The sequence below is a fragment of the Clostridium sp. HCS.1 genome (genome assembly GCF_047900555.1).
Classification (GTDB): Bacteria; Bacillota; Clostridia; order Clostridiales; family Clostridiaceae; genus Clostridium.
Genome location: NZ_CP170704.1, coordinates 2,345,661 through 2,363,427, shown reverse-complemented (window position 1 = coordinate 2,363,427; position 17,767 = coordinate 2,345,661). Strand labels below are relative to the sequence as shown.

Here is a 17,767-nt window from a genome sequence, read left to right as displayed (position 1 = left end):
CAGATACCAACCTTTTATATTACAATAATAAGAAGAATAAGTCTTGGAGGTTAATATGGAATTTATATTAAAAAACAAAATAAAACTTATATATAAGAAAACAACATCTAACTTAACTTCAATGTCAATATCTATAGATGCAGGAGCCTGTAAGGAAAAAGATTTATTAGGAGTTGCCCATGCCACAGAACATATGGTGTATAAGGGTACAAAAAATAGAACAGAGCAGGAAGTAAATAAAGATTTAAGCAAAGTTTTTGGATTTCAAAATGCCATGACTAATTTTCCTTATGTTATTTACTATGGAACTATGTTAAATGAAGATTTTGAAAGAGGTACAGAAATTTTTTCGGATATAATTTTAAATCCGACTTTTCCTAGTGAAGGCTTTCAAGAGGAAATGAAGGTTATAAATGAAGAACTAAAGGAATGGGATGAGGAATTAGAGCAATTTTGTGAAGATAAGTTATTTTTAAATAGCTTTAAAAATAGAAGAATAAAATATCCTATTATAGGTACAACTAAAGATTTAGAAAAAATTAACTTAGAGCACATAAAGGAATTCTATAGAGAAAATTATTTACCTAATAAAACTTCCATTGCAGTAGTTTCTTCTTTAGAATTTGAAGAGGTTAAAAATATAATTGAAAGGTATTTCGAATCTTGGGAAAATTCCTGCTATGAAGAAAAGGAAGAAGAAATTATTTATGATAAAGATAATTTTGGAGTATATAAAGACAAAAGAGATGGTATTAATAGCTGTAAAGTTCAAATAATATTTCCAATAGATGAATTAAATTATGAGGAAATAAAAGCCTTAAGAATATTTAATGAATACTTTGGTGAAGGAGTTAATTCATTATTATTTGATACATTAAGAACTAAAAATGGAATTGTATATGATATACTAACTAAAATTTCTTGTGAAAAGTATATAAAGCTTTATAAAATAACTTATAGTACTTCAAAGGAGAATTTAGATAAATCCTTAGAATTAATAAACAAATGTATAGAAGAAATAGATAAGTTTGAAAAAGTAATAACTGAAGAAGAAATAAGAGATTTTATAAAGTCTATGAAACTAAGAAGATGGTTTAGAGAAGAACAAAATATAATTTTAGCAAAAGAATTATCCACATATAATACAATGTTTGGTGATTATAAATTATATTCTGAAGAGTTTAAGAATCTTCTAAATATGGATAAGAAGTATATTTTAGAGGTAGCTAAGAAAGTCTTTAAATATAAATCTATAGAAGTAATAAGCAACTAAAATATTATGAAATATTAAATATGAAAAGGGAGATATTAATGAATAAAGCACCTTTATTGGAAGAATTATTAAAATACCATAAAGAAGAGAATTTAATATTATCTATGCCAGGAAATAAAAGTGGTAAAGGATTTTTAAGAGATTCCTTAGGAAAAAGTTTTAAAGAAGCTTTAGGTAATTTAGATATTACAGAAGTTGATAATTTAGATAATTTACATTGTCCAGAGGGAGTAATAAAAGAGGCACAGGAGCTTTTAGCAAAAACTTATGGCGTAAAAAAAGCATATTTTCTTGTGAATGGAAGCTCCTGTGGGAATTTAGCATCAATTTTCTCAGCTTTTAATGAAGGTGATGAGGTATTAGTAGAAAGGAATTGCCATAAATCAATTTACAATGCTCTTATTTTAAGAAAATTAAAAGTAGTTTATATTGAGGCTGTTATAGATAGAAATTTAGGCGTATTTTTACCTCCTAGGAAAGAAGAAATATTTAAAGCTCTTAATAATGCTAAAAATCCAAAGGGGATTATATTGACTAATCCAAATTATTTTGGAATTAGTTATGAAGTAGATGAAATAATAAAAGAACTTAAGGAAAAGGGACTAAAGGTAATAATAGATAGTGCTCATGGTGCACATTTTGGAATAAGTAAAGAGTTACCTAAATCCATGGCTAAATTAGGAGATTATGTAGTATTAAGTGCACATAAAACATTGCCAAGTCTTACTCAAGGAGGATTTTTATTAGTAAATGGTGATGACCAAAATATTGATTTTTACATAAAAGCTTTTATGACTACATCACCATCCTATTTAATTATGGCATCTTTAGATTATGGAAGATATTACTTAGATAGTTATGGGAAAGAAGATTATGATAATCTTATTGAAAGAGCAGAATTTTGGAAGAATAAAATAAATTCTCTTAGTAAAGTCAATATTGTAAGTAATATAAAAATAGATGAAAATTATAAAATAGATAAAAGTAGATATTTAGTTACTTTAGAGAATGGATATAGTGGACATAAGCTTTTAGACTACTTAAAAGAAAAAAAGATTCAATCAGAAATGAGCTTTTCTAAGGGGTTAATATTAATTTTATCACCTTGTAATAGTAGTAATGATTTTGAAAAGCTTTATTTTGCAATAAAAGAACTAGATATGAATAATATAGCTTCAGTAGAAAAAAATTATATGTATGAAAGTATAGTACCAATAAAAGTTTTAGAACCTTTTGAAGTACTTAATTTAGACTATAAGAAAGTTGCTTTTAATGACTCTATAGGTAAAATATCTAAAAACTTTATAACGCCATATCCACCAGGAATTCCAATAGTTTGTCCTGGAGAAATTATTACTATAGAAGTAAAGGAGTTAATAGAAGAATATTTAAGAAATAACTTAAGGGTAATTGGAATAGAAAATAAAAATATTGAAATAATAGAGATTTAAAGCTTTACTTTAATATGATGATATTTGTTTATATATTTTAAGATAAAAACCAAAATAAGGATAAAATGAATTATAGTAAATATTGACATATAATATTTATTTAAATAAAATGTTTTGTTGTAAGAGGAGGGATTTTAATGGAGAGAAATAAAGGAAATATATCAATTCATACTGAAAATATTTTCCCTATTATAAAGAAATGGTTATATTCTGATAAGGACATTTTTATTAGGGAGCTTATTAGTAATGGATGCGATGCAATAAGTAAATTAAAAAGATTAAGTACCTTAGGGGAAGCAAAAGTAAATGAAGATGAAAAATATAAAATCTTAGTTTCAGTTAATAAAGAAAATGGAACTCTAAAGTTTATAGATAATGGGATTGGTATGACTGATGAAGAAGTGAAAAAGTATATCAATCAAGTTGCTTTTTCTGGAGCAGAGGATTTTATTAATAAGTACAAGGATAAAATGAATGAAGATAAGGATATAATAGGACACTTTGGTTTAGGTTTTTATTCTGCGTTTATGGTATCAAAAAGAGTTCAAATTGATACATTATCATATTTAGAAGGAGCAGAAGCTGTGACCTGGGTTTGTGATGGTGGAACTGAATATGAGATATATCCATCTGAAGATAGAAAAGAAAGAGGAACCACTATAACTTTATTTATTGATGATGATAGTAAAGAATTCTTAGAAACTTATAAAGTTAGAGAAGTTATAGAAAAATATTGTTCCTTCTTACCAATAGAAATATATTTAGAAGAAGAGGGTAAAGAAGTAAAAGAAGAGAATTTAAAACCTCTAAATGATATTAATCCACTTTGGATGAAGGCACCAAAGGATTGTACAGATGAAGAATACAAAGACTTTTATAAAAAGGTATTTATGGACTATAATGATCCTTTATTTTGGATTCATTTAAATGTAGATTATCCATTTAATTTAAAGGGAATATTATATTTCCCTAAATTAAAACATGAATTAGAAGCAACAGAAGGTCAAGTTAAGCTATACAACAATCAAGTTTTTGTAGCTGACAATATAAAAGAAGTTATACCGGAATTTTTACTTTTATTAAAGGGTACAATCGATTGCCCAGATTTACCTTTAAATGTTTCTAGAAGCTTCCTTCAAAAAGATAAAGATGTTATTAAAATTTCTAAACATATAGTTAAAAAAGTTGCAGATAAATTAGTAAGCCTTTATAAGAATGAAAGAGAGAACTTTAATGGTTTCTGGAAGGATATACAAATATTTATTAAGTATGGTTGTTTAAGAGATGAAAGCTTTTATGAAAAAATTAAAGACATTATTATATTTAGAAGACTAAATGGTGAATATATTACTTTAAAGGAATACCTTGAAGAAAATAAAGAAAAGCATGAAAATAAAGTCTTTTATGTAACTGATGAGAAGCAACAATCACAATATATTAAAATGTTTAAGGAAGCAAACTTGGATGCTCTAGTATTAGATTGTTCACTAGATAATCACTTTATAAGCTTTTTAGAAGCTAAGGAAACAGGAGTTACATTTGCAAGAATAGACTCTGATATATCTGAAACATTAAAGAATAATGAAACAGAAGATTTAAAGGATTTAAATGAAAAAATAAAAAATCTATTTAATGAAGTTATTTCTAATGGAGTAAAAGAAGTTAAAGTAGAAAGCTTAAAAAATTCTGAAACACCAGCTATGATATTAGTTTCAGAACAGTCAAGAAGAATGGCTGAAATGAGTAAAATGTTTGGTGGCATGGATATGCCAGATATGTTTAAAGAAGAAAGAACTTTAGTTATTAATAATAATAATGCAATTATTAAGAAGATATCTTCAATAGATTTAGAAGGAAAAGAAGAAAAAGTAAATTTAATATGTAATTATATACTAGATATTGCTTTATTATCTAACAAAGAGTTATCTTCAGAAGAAATGGATAACTTCATAGATAGAAGTAATAAATTATTAAATATGGTTATTGGATTATAAATATACTTCTTAAATATTTTTAATAAAAAACTCCGAAAGGAGTTTTTTTATGTTGCAATAATTGTACCGATACAATAGACAAAATGAAAAACTTGGATTATTATAAAGTAAATAACTTTTAGAAGTAGGTGCACTTATGAATGAAGTTAAAAAAGTAGCAACAATAAACGATTTATCAGGAATAGGAAGATGCTCCTTAACAGCAGCAATACCGGTTTTATCTGCATTAGGAGTTCAATGTTGCCCTTTTCCAACAGCAGTATTATCTTGTCAAACTGAGTTTGATAAATTTACTTTCTTAGATATTACTGATGAAATGAAAAAATACAAAGAAACTTGGGATGAATTAGGAATTAGATTTGATTGTATTTATAGTGGATTTTTAGGATCAGAAAAACAAATAGATATAGTATTAGACTTTGCTAAAGAAAGAGAAGATGCATTAATTATTGTTGATCCTGTTATGGGGGATAATGGAATTCTATATGATACCTTTACTGAGGAAATGTGTAGAAAAATGAAAAGACTAGTTTCTGTAGCAGACTTGGTTACGCCTAATTTAACTGAGGCTTGTATTTTAACTGGTGAAATATATAAAAAATATGAAACTAGTGATGAGAAAGTAATTGAAATGGCAAAGGAAATATCCAATATGGGACCTGATAGGGTAATCATTACTGGAGTTATAAGAGATAATAAAATTTATAATTTTGCTTATGATAAAAAAGATGATAAATTCTTTAAGGGGGAATCATATTTTAATAATGAATCCTATAGTGGTACAGGAGATATATTTACTTCTATAATTATAGGGCTTCTCTTAAATGGACATGATTTAAACTATTCTATAAAAAATGCAACAAATTTTATTTATAAAGCAATTGATTTTACATCTAAGTTTCATACTAATCCAAAAGAAGGAATTATGTTTGAATTATTTTTAAAGGAGTTGATTTTAATAAATGAACACAAGTAGCAAAACTAAAAATATTGTATTAGCAGCACTATTTGCAGCAATGATATGTATAACTATTGCATTTTTATTTCATATTCCAACAGGATTTAATAATGGATATATTCATTTAGGTGATACCCTTATATATTTAGCAGCTGTTCTTTTACCTACACCATATGCAATGGTGGCAGCAGCTATTGGAGCTAGTCTTGCGGATATATTAATGGGTGGAATGATTTGGGTTATCCCAACTATAATAATTAAGTCTTTAATGGTAATATTTTTTACTTCTAAAGCAGATAATATAATTTGCAGACGAAATATTATTGCAGTATTTATAGCAGGATTTGTTGGATGCTTTGGGTATTATTTAGCAGGAGCTATTATTTCAGGAAACTTTATTGCTCCTCTTGCAACTTTATATTTAGAATTTATACAGCCTTTAGTAAGTGGCATAATATTCTTAGTAGCTGGTTATTCTTTAGATAAGATAAAGATTAGAGATAAAATTTCACATGCTTCTGTAAAATAGTTATTATAAAAAAGAGGTAATCTTTATGAAGGTAATGACCTTTAATTTAAGGACAGATTTTCCATTAGATATTAATAATAGATGGAATGAAAGAAAAGAAATAGTATATGAAATTATAAATAATAATGATTTTGATATAATTGGAGTTCAAGAATTAAATAATAAAATGTTTAAAGATCTAACTTCAGAAATATCTAATTATAATTTTGTAGGGACTCCAAGAAGTAAAAAGTACTTTATAGAAAGAAATGATATTTTAGTTTCTACAAGACATAGAATTCTTGACTATAATACTTTTTGGTTATCAGATAAACCAGATAAAATAGGAAGTTCTATATGGTATTCTGTATATCCTAGAATTTGCACTACAGCTTTAATAGAATTAGAAGATGGAAATGTTATTAGAGTATATAATACTCATTTAGATTTTTTATTTTCTAAAGCAAGGGAATATGGACTAAGAAAAATATGTGAGTATATGGAAAGTAAGCATGAAAAAGACGATTATCCAGCAATATTAATGGGAGATTTTAATGCTAGTCCAAATAGTAAGGCAATTAAAGAATTTTGCGAAGGTAAATATGGTGCAAAAAAATTTATAACTGTTCAAGAAAATAAAAAAGAAATATATTCTATGTCTACTTTAAGTAAGTTTAAAGGAAATAAAAAAGGACTTCATATTGATTATATTTTTGTTACAGAAGAATTTAATGTTAGAAAAAGTGAAATAATATATTATAACAAGAAGGGAAAATATCCTTCTGATCATTATCCTGTAAGTGCTGAATTAGAAATTATAGATTGATAAGGATAGTAAATTAAGCTGATTTTTATTAGTATAATTTACTATCCTTTATTTATTTTTATAATAATTTAATTCAATAAATGTATAAATATAGTTATATTTACGAACAAAAAATGTATTGACTTTATCATTATTCGTATTATATACTTTTAATGTATTTGAACAAAGGAGGAGATTAAATGAAAAATGCATTAGTTTTTCAATCAGATTTTGGAATAGTAGATGGAGCAGTAAGTGCTATGTATGGGGTGGCATACTCAGTAGATAAGTCTTTACAATTATTTGATTTAACTCATGAAATACCACAATATAACATATGGGAAGCTTCATATAGATTAATTCAAACTACAGTATATTGGCCAAAGGACACTGTATTTGTATCAGTAGTAGATCCAGGAGTAGGTTCTAATAGAAAGAGTATAGGTGTTAAAACTGCTACAGGTCAGTATATAATTACTCCTGATAATGGAACTCTTACTCATATTAAGCGTATGTGTGGAATTGTAGAAGCTAGAGAAATCGATGAAACTATTAATAGATTACCTAATTCAGGAGCATCGTATACTTTCCATGGAAGAGATATATATGCATATACAGGTGCGAGACTTGCAGCTGGTGTTATAACTTTTGAACAAGTTGGACCAGAAATACCAGTAGAAGAGGTTGTAGAACTTCCAGTAGTTGAAGCATGCAAGGAAAATGATGTTGTTACTGGATCTATTGATGTTTTAGATGTAAGATTTGGTAGCCTATGGACTAATATATCAAGAGAATTATTTGTAAGCTTAGGTATTAATTATGGAGATAAAGTTGAAGTATCTATTAAGAATAACAAGAGAGAAGTTTATAGAAATATAATGGTATATGCTAAATCTTTTGCTGATGTTCATGTAGGAGAAACTTTAGTATATGTTAATTCATTAGATAACCTAGCAGTTGCTATAAATCAAGGTTCTTTCTCAAAGGCTTACAATATAGAAACAGGTACAAATTGGATGATATCTATAAGAAAAGCTCCAAGATTAGTATATGAATAAAAAAAATTATAGCACTGATAGTACTATTATATGGAGGAATTATAATGAAAAAGAATTTATCTATTAAAACTATAGTAGCAATAGGAATAGGAGCAGCAGTATTTATGATATTAGGACGTTTTGGTTCTATTCCATCAGGAATACCAAATACTAATATTGAAACAAGTTACGCATTCTTAGCTTTAATGGCAGCTTTATATGGACCAATAGCAGGTTTATCTATAGGATTTATAGGTCACGCATTAAAAGATTTAGTATTCTATGGTTCACCTTGGTTTAGTTGGGTTATAGCTTCTGCAGGAGTAGGTTTAATACTGGGATTAGCATGGAATAAGCTAAAGGTTAATGAAGGAGAATTTCAAAAGAAAGAAATTATTATATTTAATATTTATCAAGTAGCTGCTAATGTTATTTCATGGATTATAATTGCACCTACACTAGACATTATTATTTATGCAGAGCCAGTTAATAAGGTTTATTTACAAGGTATAATAGCTGCTATTTCTAATTCTATTACAGTTGGATTATTAGGAACTTTTTTAATTAATACTTATTCAAAAACTAGAGTTAAAAAAGGAAGTTTAGATAGGGAATAATACCCAATTAAAATACTGGAGACTTTAGGTTTCTGGTATTTTTTATTTTTAGATATATAAATAAAATGTATTAATTACATATAATATCTATGATTTTTTTGTGTACATATTGAAGAAAATATAGTAATATTTAAAGTCGGAGATAAAATCTTTAATATTATATTTTATTGTAAAGGGAGATTTGCTATGAAAAAACCTGTTATTGAGTTCAAAAATTTTACTTTCCAATACAGAGCTCAAGCAAAGCCAACATTAAATAATATAAACTTAACTATATATGAAGGTGAAAAAGTTCTTATTGTTGGACCATCTGGATCAGGAAAAAGCACAATTTCAAATTGTATAAATGGATTAATACCATTTTCATATAAAGGAAATATTTCAGGAAGTTTAAAAATAAATGGAAAAGAAACAAGAGATATGAGTATTTTTGAATTATCCAATTCAGTTGGTACAGTTCTTCAAGATCCAGATAGTCAATTTATTGGATTAACTGTAGCAGAGGATATTGCCTTTAAGTTAGAAAATGATTGTGTTGAGCAAGATGAAATGAAGGAAAAAGTAAAAATAACTTCTAAGATTGTTGATATAGATAATCATTTAGAACTAGCACCTTATAGCTTATCTGGTGGACAAAAGCAACGTGTAACTTTAGCAGGAGTTATGGTTGGTGATGTAGATATTCTATTATTTGATGAACCACTAGCAAGCTTAGATCCAGCAACGGGGAAAAATGCTATTGAATTAATTGATGAGATAAAAAGAAAGACAAAGAAAACAATAATAATTATAGAGCATAGACTAGAAGATGTATTACATTGTGATATAGATAGAATAATTGTTGTAGATAAAGGCGAGATAGTAGCAGATATGGCACCAAAAGAACTTTTAGCCTCTAATATACTTTCAGAGGTTGGTATCCGTGAACCTCTTTACATTACGGCATTAAAATATGCTAAATGTGAAGTGAATTCTAATATTAACCCACAACATATAAATACATTAAATTTAGATCAATGTACAGATAAGTTAAAATGCTGGTATAATGATACTTTTGAGGAAAAGAAAGAAATATCAGATGAAGTATTATTAGAATTAAAAAATGTTAAATTTGGCTATGAAAAAAATAGAGAAATATTAAAAGGCATTTCCTTTAAAATTAAAAAAGGTGAAATGATTAGCATAGTTGGAAGAAATGGTGCTGGAAAATCTACAATATCAAAGCTAATTTGTGGTTTTTATAAACCGACAGATGGTGAAATATTATTTAATGGTAAGAACATACTTAATGAAACCATTAAAGAACGTGCTGAAAAAATTGGAATTGTAATGCAAAATCCAAATCAAATGATATCTAAAACAATGATATTTGATGAAGTTGCATTAGGCCTTAGAGTAAGAGGAATAGATGAAGAAGAAATTAAAGAAAGAGTATTTGATACTTTAAAAATTTGTGGATTATATGAATTCCGTAATTGGCCAATTTCAGCCCTTAGTTTTGGACAGAAAAAACGTGTAACAATAGCATCTATATTAGTATTAAATCCAGAAGTAATTATTTTAGATGAGCCAACAGCTGGGCAAGATTTTAAACATTACACTGAAATTATGGAGTTTTTAAAGGAATTAAACCAAAAAGGTGTAACAATTATAATGATTACTCATGACATGCATTTAATGCTTGAATACACTAATAGAGCTATTGTATTTTCAAATGGTTTAAAATTAGCTGATGATGTAGCTGGAAATATTATTACAGACAAAAATGTTATAAATGAAGCAAATTTAAAAGAAACATCTTTATATGAATTAGCAATAAAAGCTGATTTAGATAATCCAAGAGAATTTGTGAAGAAATTTATTGATTATGATAGGAGGATTAGAGCATATGAGTAAAATGTTAGAGTATTCCAATATAGATTCCCCTATTCATAAGTTAACTGGTGCAGCAAAGTTAATTGCATTTATAATATGGGCTATAGCATCTATGATTACTTATGATACAAGATTACTTATATTAATGTTTGTTTTAAGTATAGTTGTATTTAAAATTTCCAAGGTAGAGTTTAAACAAGTATCATTTGTACTTTATTTTATATTAATATTTTTATTGTTGAATAATTTGGCAATATTTATTTTTTCTCCATATGAAGGAGTACAAGTATATGGAAGTAGAACTGATTTATTTAAAATTGTAGGACCTTATACAGTAACTTTAGAACAATTATTTTATCAATTTAATATAACAATAAAATACTTTTCTATAATACCAATGGCATTATTATTTATGGTTGCAACTAATCCAAGTGAATTTGCTGCATCACTAAATAGAATTGGTGTTAATTATAAGATAGCTTATTCTGTTTCCATTGCTTTAAGATATATTCCAGATGTTCAACGTGATTATCAAGATATATCTTTTGCACAACAAGCTAGAGGAATAGATATGTCTAAAAAAGAAAAATTAACAAAAAGAATAAAAAATTCAGCTTCAATATTAATGCCATTAATTTTTTCAAGCTTAGATAGAATAGAGAGTATTGGTTCAGCTATGGAACTAAGAGCTTTTGGGAAAAATAAAAAACGTACTTGGTACAATGGAAGAAAATTTGAAAAAGGTGATTATATTATAATAGCTTCAGCTACAGCCTTGTTAATTATAGCTATAATATCTGTTAAAATTAACAATGGAAGATTTTATAATCCCTTTATATAAAATAAACAAAATATAGTTAATTAAACTTTAATGAGGATAGTAAATTAGTCTATGTACTGTAGTCTAAGTTACTATCCTTTAATTGTAAGTTATTTTATTGTTTGACAGAAATCTATATAGAATATATTATAAAAATACATAAATAATTGGACAGGGGTAAGGCGGTGAAATCATGGAATTAACAAAAGCTCAAGATAAGTTTATAAGACATAAGTCATCTGGGTATCAAGTTCTAAAGGGAAAGGAAGGCACAGGAAAAAGTACAGCATCAATCTATAAAGCTTTAAACTTAGAAAATAACTATTGCCTTTACGAAGATGATAAAATACTATTTGTAACTTCTAATTATAGTAAAAATGCTGAAGCTTATAATCTCTATAATAAAGAAAATAATCAAGAGTATTTTTATTCATTATTTTCATTAGAAACAAATAGAGTAAATATAATGACTTTTGAGGAATTAATTAATACATATTATAATGCTTATGTAAGAGAAAAAGGACAAGTATTTAAGATAGTAGATAAAAAAGAAGCATTAGAGATATTAGAATCTTTAAAAAATGAAATAGAAAAGTTTTATAAAAAATCTAAGTTTATTGAGAAGGCTACATTAGATTTTTTACTAGATGAGATATCTTGGATTAAAGCTAGTAATCTATCCTTAGATGAATATTTAAGTGTAGATAGGAAGGGTAGAAAGAATAGAATTAAGAAAGCATCATATACAAGAAAATCAATTTATAATATTAAAGAGATGTATAATAATAAATTATATGTGAATTCACTTATTGATAAATATGATCATGTTCTCTTTGCTCTTGAGTATATTAAAAAATATAAAGGAATATATAGTCATATATTTTTAGATGATATTGAAAGATTAACTAAAGCTGAAATAGATTTTATAAAGGCTATTTATAAAGAAAAGTCATATTCATCTTTTATTTTTATACTTAATAGTGAATTAAATAATAAAGAAAACTCATGGATGATAAAGGGCAGAAAATTTAATAGTCTAGGTGTTGATGTAAAGGGAAAAAGCTTTAGTTTTAAGTTAAAGTTTGAAAAGAAAAAGAAGGTAATTAATACAATAGAAAAATTCCAATATATAAATTTAAAGAATAAAGATGTAGTAGAGTTTAAGATAGATACAGCTTCTAATGATAAAGAAATATTTGATAATGATAATACTATATACAATAAAGAAGAATTGGTAGATTTACCTATGTTTAGCAATATAGCTGCTGGTAATCCTATTGAAATGAATGATAATATAGAAGGTACATTTTATTTACCTAAGTATTGGCTTGAAAGAGGAAAGGACACCTTTATATTAAGAGTAAAGGAGGATTCCATGGTAGATAAGAATATCTGTGATGGAGACTTAGTTGTAATCAAAAAGCAAGCAAATGCAAATCATAATGATATAGTAGCAGCTAATTTAGATGGAGAAGCAACTTTAAAAACATTAAATTTAAATGATGATAGCCCTAAATTAATGCCAGCTAACTCATTATACTCACCTATAGATTTAACTAATAGGAATGTAAGTATATTAGGTGTAGCTATAGGAGTAATTAAAGAAGAGATAAACTAAAAATATCTCTTCTTTTTTCATCACCATTTTGTAATTATTTCCCAGAAAATAATTAACATAATATAATATTTATAGGAATATTATATGCTATGAAGGGAGAGATATTATATGGTTGAGAATTTAATAGTAAATCAAAAAAGAAAGATTTTAGATCATATTAACTATGCAAAAGAAAGAAATTTAAATAAGATTTCTGCTTTGATAGTTTGTGATAATGAAGAAATACAAAAGGAACTTTTAACTTGGTTAATTTTTCATGGATATAAGGTATCTTTAACTAAAGATGAGGTTAGTGTTCTAGTAATAGAGTGGTAAGGTATAATTTTTAAAGTTATTGACAATATTACAAAAAGAGATATAATAAACTATATAATTTATGAGTTTAAAATATTATATATAATAATGGAACCATAAAGTCATTAAATAATTTAAAAATAGCGAAGATATGGGAGCTTATTAAGCTCCTTTATCTTTGCTATTTATTTTATTTTCTAGGTTTTTCTGATTTCATTTCCCAATGGATTATTAAAGTTAAAAATCCTCTTATTAGAGTTATTGAACCTAAGATAATTAGTTCATTAATATTTCTAACAATGACTGTTTTAAGAATTTCTGCTGCAAGTTTAAATTCAAGAGCTGTTGCCATTGAATTTGCATATTCCCATTTTAATGGATAATAACTGCCTTTAATTAAAGAAAATATATAGTGATAAAAGGCTTTAACAGAACCTACGCATATAACAAAAATACCTATTAATTCTAGTATATTTATTAATGGCGGAAGAATAGTCTTTATAAAATTTTCTAACATAAGTAGCACCACCTTGCTTTTATATTATTTATTATTTCAATAAAAGATAAAAAAATAAGTGAAATAAAAAATTAAGGAATAAATAATAAAGAAAAATAGAAAATAATATATAATTATAAATATAAAAATAGTTTGGAGAAGAAATATGGTTATAGGTAAGGATTTTTATCAAAAAGGAGCAATAGATATTGCCAGAAATATATTAGGGGATTTTCTTATAAGAGAAGTTAATGGCAAAAGGATTAAAACTATGATTGTTGAAACTGAAAGTTATATTGGAGCTACTGATAAGGCATGTCATGCTTACGATTATAAAAAGACTGAAAGAACAAAACCTCTTTTTGAGGATGGAGGCATAGCTTATGTTTACTTTATTTATGGCTTATATTACTGTCTTAATATTGTAACTAATAAAAAAGATGAGCCAGAAGCTGTTTTAATAAGGGCAGTTGAACCATTAGATAGCTTTGATTACCTTGCTAATATTAGATTTAATAAAAATTATGAAGAGTTAACTAAGACTCAAAAAAGGAATTTAACTAATGGACCTGCAAAGTTATGTAGTGCCCTTAATATAACTAAAAGTGATAATTATAAAAAACTATACTTAGAAGGTGATTTATATTTAGAACATAATCCCAATAAAAATTTCGAAATAGTTGAGACAAAAAGAATAGGCATTGATTATGCTGAAGAAGCTAAGGACTTTTTATGGAGATTCTATATTAAAGATAATAGTTATGTATCAAAAAAATGAATATTTATATAGTTTTGTATAAAACTAATAATGATTTTATATCAAGGAGGTTTATATATGAAATTAAAAAAATCATTATTAGTAATTTGCTCATTATTAATATTTTCTTCTATATTAATTGGAGCCGCAGAACCAGAGAAAGCAATGAATGCTAAAAGTCCAGTTGTTATTGGCGAAATTATAGATGTAGAAAAAAGTGAAGATAATAAATCTGTTAGAATAACCGTTGAGGGTTATATAAAAGATAAAGAAGTAAACAAAATAAAAGTTGTAGGAATAATTGATGATACAACTAAAGTTATGAATTCTTCTAACGATAAAAAAGAAAAGATAGAATTTCAAAAGGGAGATTTAGTTTATATGAGAGTAAGTGAAGCTATGACTAAATCTAATCCACCGCAAACTATAATAAAAAGAATATTTATTACAAAAAATAAGTAAAAAATTAAATATAATATCTACAATATAAATAAATGGAGGGTGAAAAATGAATAAATATGATAAAGATGAATTAAAAGATAGATTAACAGAATTACAATATAAGGTTACTCAAGAAAATGCTACTGAAGCACCTTTTTCAAATGAATATTGCGATAACTTTGAAGAAGGAATATATGTAGATATAGTTTCTTTAGAGCCTTTATTCGTGTCAGATGCAAAGTTTGATTCAGGATGTGGGTGGCCAGCTTTTTCAAAGCCTATTGATAGAAAGCTAATTAATGAAAAAGTAGATAGAAGTCATGGAATGGTAAGAACAGAAGTAAGAAGTAAATCTTCAGATTCTCATTTAGGACATGTTTTTTGTGATGGACCAGAGGAATTAGGAGGACTTAGATATTGCATAAATTCAGCAGCATTAAAATTTATACCTAAAGACAAAATGAAAGAAGAAGGATACGAAGAATATTTAAGTTTATTTGATAAATAAGAAAAAGGTGGTTTCCACCTTTTTTATTTATGTTTGTGAGCATGTAGTAATTTACATAATTATTTAATGTTTGTTATAATAGATATAAAACCTATGAAAATACAATTACAACCATGGGGGTCTAGGATGAGTAAAAGTAGTAAACGTAATAAAAAAAATAATAGAGAAAGAGCTTTATATGTAACCATATGCGTTTGTTTAGTCTTTATGTTTTTAATTGGTAAACTAACATATATAATGGTTTATAAAAGTAAGGAATATAGGCATATGGCTCAAGGACAATGGAATTCTCATGTGACAGTAAAAGCAACAAGAGGAGATATAGTTGATAGAAATGGTTCAATACTTGCAACATCAATAGATGTTTATAATGTTGATTTAGATTTAGAAGCCATAGATATACATATTCAAGATGAAAAGACAACAAAAGAAGAAGTGGCAAAGGCATTAGCAGAAGCATCAGGACTTAGTATAGAAGAGGTAAATGAAAAGTTAAATCCATCTAGTGAAGATGGTGTAAAAATTACCACAAGTACTTTGGTAAAAGGAATAGATAAGGAAACTTCTGATAGAATTAGAGCATTAAATATATATGGTGTAGTAACATCTATTAGTCAAAAAAGATATTATCCTAATAATAATTTCTTAGCTCATGTTCTTGGAAGTGTAAATTCTGATAACATAGGATTAAATGGAATTGAATTAGAATATGATTATGAACTTTCTGGAATAGATGGAAATAAAATTTCGGAAATAGATGGAAGTTTAAAGGACTTACCTTATCAAACAGTTAAATATTCAAGTCCTGTAGATGGGAAAAATGTTGAATTAACTATAGATGAAAATATACAATTAATGGCTGAAAAAGCTGCAGAACAAGGATATACAGATAATAAGGCTAAAGAGGTAACTATAATTGTTATGAATCCTAATAATGGAGAAATATTAGCAATGGTAAATAAGCCAGATTTTAATCCAAACACTCCTTATGAAGATTATGAAAAATTTGCCGGAGAAGATGATTTTGAAAAGCTTCAAAATATGTTTAGAGATAGTGCAATTAGTGATACCTTTGAGCCAGGATCAACATTTAAAAATATTACTATGGCAGCGACATTAGAAGAAGGAACAGCTAGTGAAAATGATACTTTTTATTGTGATGGTGGAGTAAAATTTGGTTCTACAACAATAAAATGCTGGAATACATCAGGACATGGAACTCAAACTCTTCCTCAAATATTACAAAATTCTTGTAATGTAGGATTTATGGAACTAGGAGCAAGGCTTGGTAGTGAAAAACTTAAAGAATATATTGATAAATTTGGCTTTGGTAAAACAACTAATATAGATTTACCAGGAGAATCAGAAGGTATCGTTAAGTCAGTTAGTGATATGAGTGAAATGGACTTAGCTACTATTGCTTTTGGACAAACTAATACAGTAAATAGTGTTCAATTACTAACAGCTTTTAATGCTATAGCTAATGGAGGGGATTTAATTCAACCTCATATAATGAAAAAAATAAGTTCTGAAGCTAGCAATGGAACAAAGGTGATTGATGAAATATTTGAACCTACTATCCAAAAGGGAATAATTTCTGAAGAAACTACTGCTACATTAAGAGATTACTTAGAAAGAACAATTAATCAAGGACAAGCAATTGGAAGTTTTATGGGGAAGGATAGGAGAGTAGGAGGAAAAACAGGGACTGCTCAAACTATAGATTCTATAAATGGAGGTTATTCTTCAGATAAATATATAGCATCTGTATTAGCATTATATCCAGTAGAAGATCCTCAAATAACTATTTATATAAAAGTTAATGAACCAAGTGCAGGTCAATATTATGGGGGACCTGTTACTACTCCAATATTAAAATCATTACTTACAGAGTTATTTAATTATATGGATTCACAAGTATATAAGGAAAAATATACAGAAAAAGCACCTGTAGTGGTGCCAGAAATTAGAGGGAAAAGTATTTCAGAGGCTCAAAAAATATTAGAGCAATATAATTTATCTATAAGTATAGAAGATTCTTCTTCTAAGGTTACTAATATGGAGCCTTATCCTGGGGCATTAGTAGAAGCAGGATCAACTATTAGTGTTAATTTATCAGAGGATAAGATAGATTCAAATAAAATTATAATGCCTAATTTAAAAGGAAAAACTTTAGAGGAAGCTAGTGAAATATTAAATAGATTGAATTTAAAATTTACAACTAATGGAATGGGTATAGTTTCTGGACAAAATGTTATTGAAGGAAAGGTTATTGAGAAGGGAACGAAGATTTCTTTAGATTTAAAAGAATAATT

17 protein-coding genes are annotated in these 17,767 nt (G+C 26.7%); 16 read left to right on the top strand and 1 reads right to left on the bottom strand.

Annotation, left to right across the window (positions count from 1 at the left end; translation table 11 throughout):
- The first annotated feature begins 55 nt into the window (after nucleotides 1-55).
- The 12 genes from ACFYH6_RS11255 to ACFYH6_RS11200 all read left to right on the top strand — a co-directional run bounded on the left by ACFYH6_RS11255 (nucleotide 56) and on the right by ACFYH6_RS11200 (nucleotide 13,271).
- Nucleotides 56-1,273, top strand: a complete 1,218-nt coding sequence (locus ACFYH6_RS11255) for a M16 family metallopeptidase (protein WP_416179959.1) — start codon at nucleotides 56-58, stop codon at nucleotides 1,271-1,273.
- 38 nt (nucleotides 1,274-1,311) lie between these two features.
- Nucleotides 1,312-2,724 (top strand): aminotransferase class I/II-fold pyridoxal phosphate-dependent enzyme, encoded by a 1,413-nt coding sequence (locus ACFYH6_RS11250; RefSeq protein WP_416179958.1) that lies wholly within the window; start codon nucleotides 1,312-1,314, stop codon nucleotides 2,722-2,724.
- Nucleotides 2,725-2,861: 137 nt separating this feature from the next.
- A complete protein-coding gene (htpG, locus tag ACFYH6_RS11245; RefSeq protein ID WP_416179957.1) occupies nucleotides 2,862-4,718 on the top strand; it encodes a molecular chaperone HtpG in 1,857 nt (618 codons plus the stop codon).
- A 136-nt stretch (nucleotides 4,719-4,854) separates the two neighbouring features.
- Nucleotides 4,855-5,694 carry a pyridoxamine kinase gene (locus ACFYH6_RS11240; protein ID WP_316343469.1) on the top strand — a complete coding sequence of 280 codons (840 nt, stop codon included), beginning with the start codon at nucleotides 4,855-4,857 and terminating at the stop codon, nucleotides 5,692-5,694.
- Nucleotides 5,681-6,205 (top strand): TIGR04002 family protein, encoded by a 525-nt coding sequence (locus ACFYH6_RS11235; RefSeq protein WP_416179956.1) that lies wholly within the window; start codon nucleotides 5,681-5,683, stop codon nucleotides 6,203-6,205. The genes ACFYH6_RS11240 and ACFYH6_RS11235 overlap by 14 nt, the downstream gene beginning before the upstream one ends.
- 25 nt (nucleotides 6,206-6,230) lie before the next feature.
- Nucleotides 6,231-7,010, top strand: coding sequence for an endonuclease/exonuclease/phosphatase family protein (locus ACFYH6_RS11230; protein ID WP_416179955.1), 780 nt, complete (start codon nucleotides 6,231-6,233; stop codon nucleotides 7,008-7,010).
- A gap of 179 nt (nucleotides 7,011-7,189) precedes the next feature.
- Nucleotides 7,190-8,047, top strand: a complete 858-nt coding sequence (locus ACFYH6_RS11225) for an S-adenosyl-l-methionine hydroxide adenosyltransferase family protein (RefSeq protein ID WP_316343472.1) — start codon at nucleotides 7,190-7,192, stop codon at nucleotides 8,045-8,047.
- A gap of 44 nt (nucleotides 8,048-8,091) precedes the next feature.
- On the top strand, nucleotides 8,092-8,643 hold the full coding sequence (locus tag ACFYH6_RS11220; protein WP_316343473.1) for an ECF-type riboflavin transporter substrate-binding protein: 552 nt from the start codon (nucleotides 8,092-8,094) through the stop codon (nucleotides 8,641-8,643).
- Between the two features lie 186 nt (nucleotides 8,644-8,829).
- Complete coding sequence (locus ACFYH6_RS11215) at nucleotides 8,830-10,539, top strand: ABC transporter ATP-binding protein (RefSeq protein WP_416179954.1); 1,710 nt, start codon at nucleotides 8,830-8,832, stop codon at nucleotides 10,537-10,539.
- Nucleotides 10,532-11,359 carry an energy-coupling factor transporter transmembrane component T gene (locus ACFYH6_RS11210; protein WP_316343475.1) on the top strand — a complete coding sequence of 276 codons (828 nt, stop codon included), beginning with the start codon at nucleotides 10,532-10,534 and terminating at the stop codon, nucleotides 11,357-11,359. The genes ACFYH6_RS11215 and ACFYH6_RS11210 overlap by 8 nt, the downstream gene beginning before the upstream one ends.
- Before the next feature lie 172 nt (nucleotides 11,360-11,531).
- A complete protein-coding gene (gene lexA, locus ACFYH6_RS11205; protein ID WP_416179953.1) occupies nucleotides 11,532-12,956 on the top strand; it encodes a transcriptional repressor LexA in 1,425 nt (474 codons plus the stop codon).
- A 108-nt stretch (nucleotides 12,957-13,064) separates the two neighbouring features.
- Nucleotides 13,065-13,271, top strand: a complete 207-nt coding sequence (locus ACFYH6_RS11200) for a hypothetical protein (RefSeq protein ID WP_316343477.1) — start codon at nucleotides 13,065-13,067, stop codon at nucleotides 13,269-13,271.
- A gap of 169 nt (nucleotides 13,272-13,440) precedes the next feature.
- Here the strand turns inward: ACFYH6_RS11200 and ACFYH6_RS11195 are convergent, their stop codons facing one another.
- Nucleotides 13,441-13,767, bottom strand: a complete 327-nt coding sequence (locus ACFYH6_RS11195) for a DUF1622 domain-containing protein (RefSeq protein WP_316343478.1) — start codon at nucleotides 13,765-13,767, stop codon at nucleotides 13,441-13,443.
- A 145-nt stretch (nucleotides 13,768-13,912) separates the two neighbouring features.
- Between ACFYH6_RS11195 and ACFYH6_RS11190 the strand changes: the two genes are divergently transcribed.
- From ACFYH6_RS11190 to ACFYH6_RS11175, 4 genes are all read left to right on the top strand, one after another.
- Complete coding sequence (locus ACFYH6_RS11190) at nucleotides 13,913-14,524, top strand: DNA-3-methyladenine glycosylase (protein ID WP_416179952.1); 612 nt, start codon at nucleotides 13,913-13,915, stop codon at nucleotides 14,522-14,524.
- Between the two features lie 57 nt (nucleotides 14,525-14,581).
- Nucleotides 14,582-14,965: a hypothetical protein gene (locus ACFYH6_RS11185; protein ID WP_316343630.1), complete on the top strand. Its 384-nt coding sequence runs from the start codon at nucleotides 14,582-14,584 to the stop codon at nucleotides 14,963-14,965.
- Nucleotides 14,966-15,011: 46 nt separating this feature from the next.
- Complete coding sequence (gene msrB / locus ACFYH6_RS11180) at nucleotides 15,012-15,452, top strand: peptide-methionine (R)-S-oxide reductase MsrB (RefSeq protein ID WP_316343631.1); 441 nt, start codon at nucleotides 15,012-15,014, stop codon at nucleotides 15,450-15,452.
- Nucleotides 15,453-15,578: 126 nt separating this feature from the next.
- Entirely contained in the window at nucleotides 15,579-17,765 is a 2,187-nt protein-coding gene (locus ACFYH6_RS11175; RefSeq protein ID WP_416179951.1) for a stage V sporulation protein D, read from the top strand.
- Nucleotides 17,766-17,767: the final 2 nt, after the last annotated feature.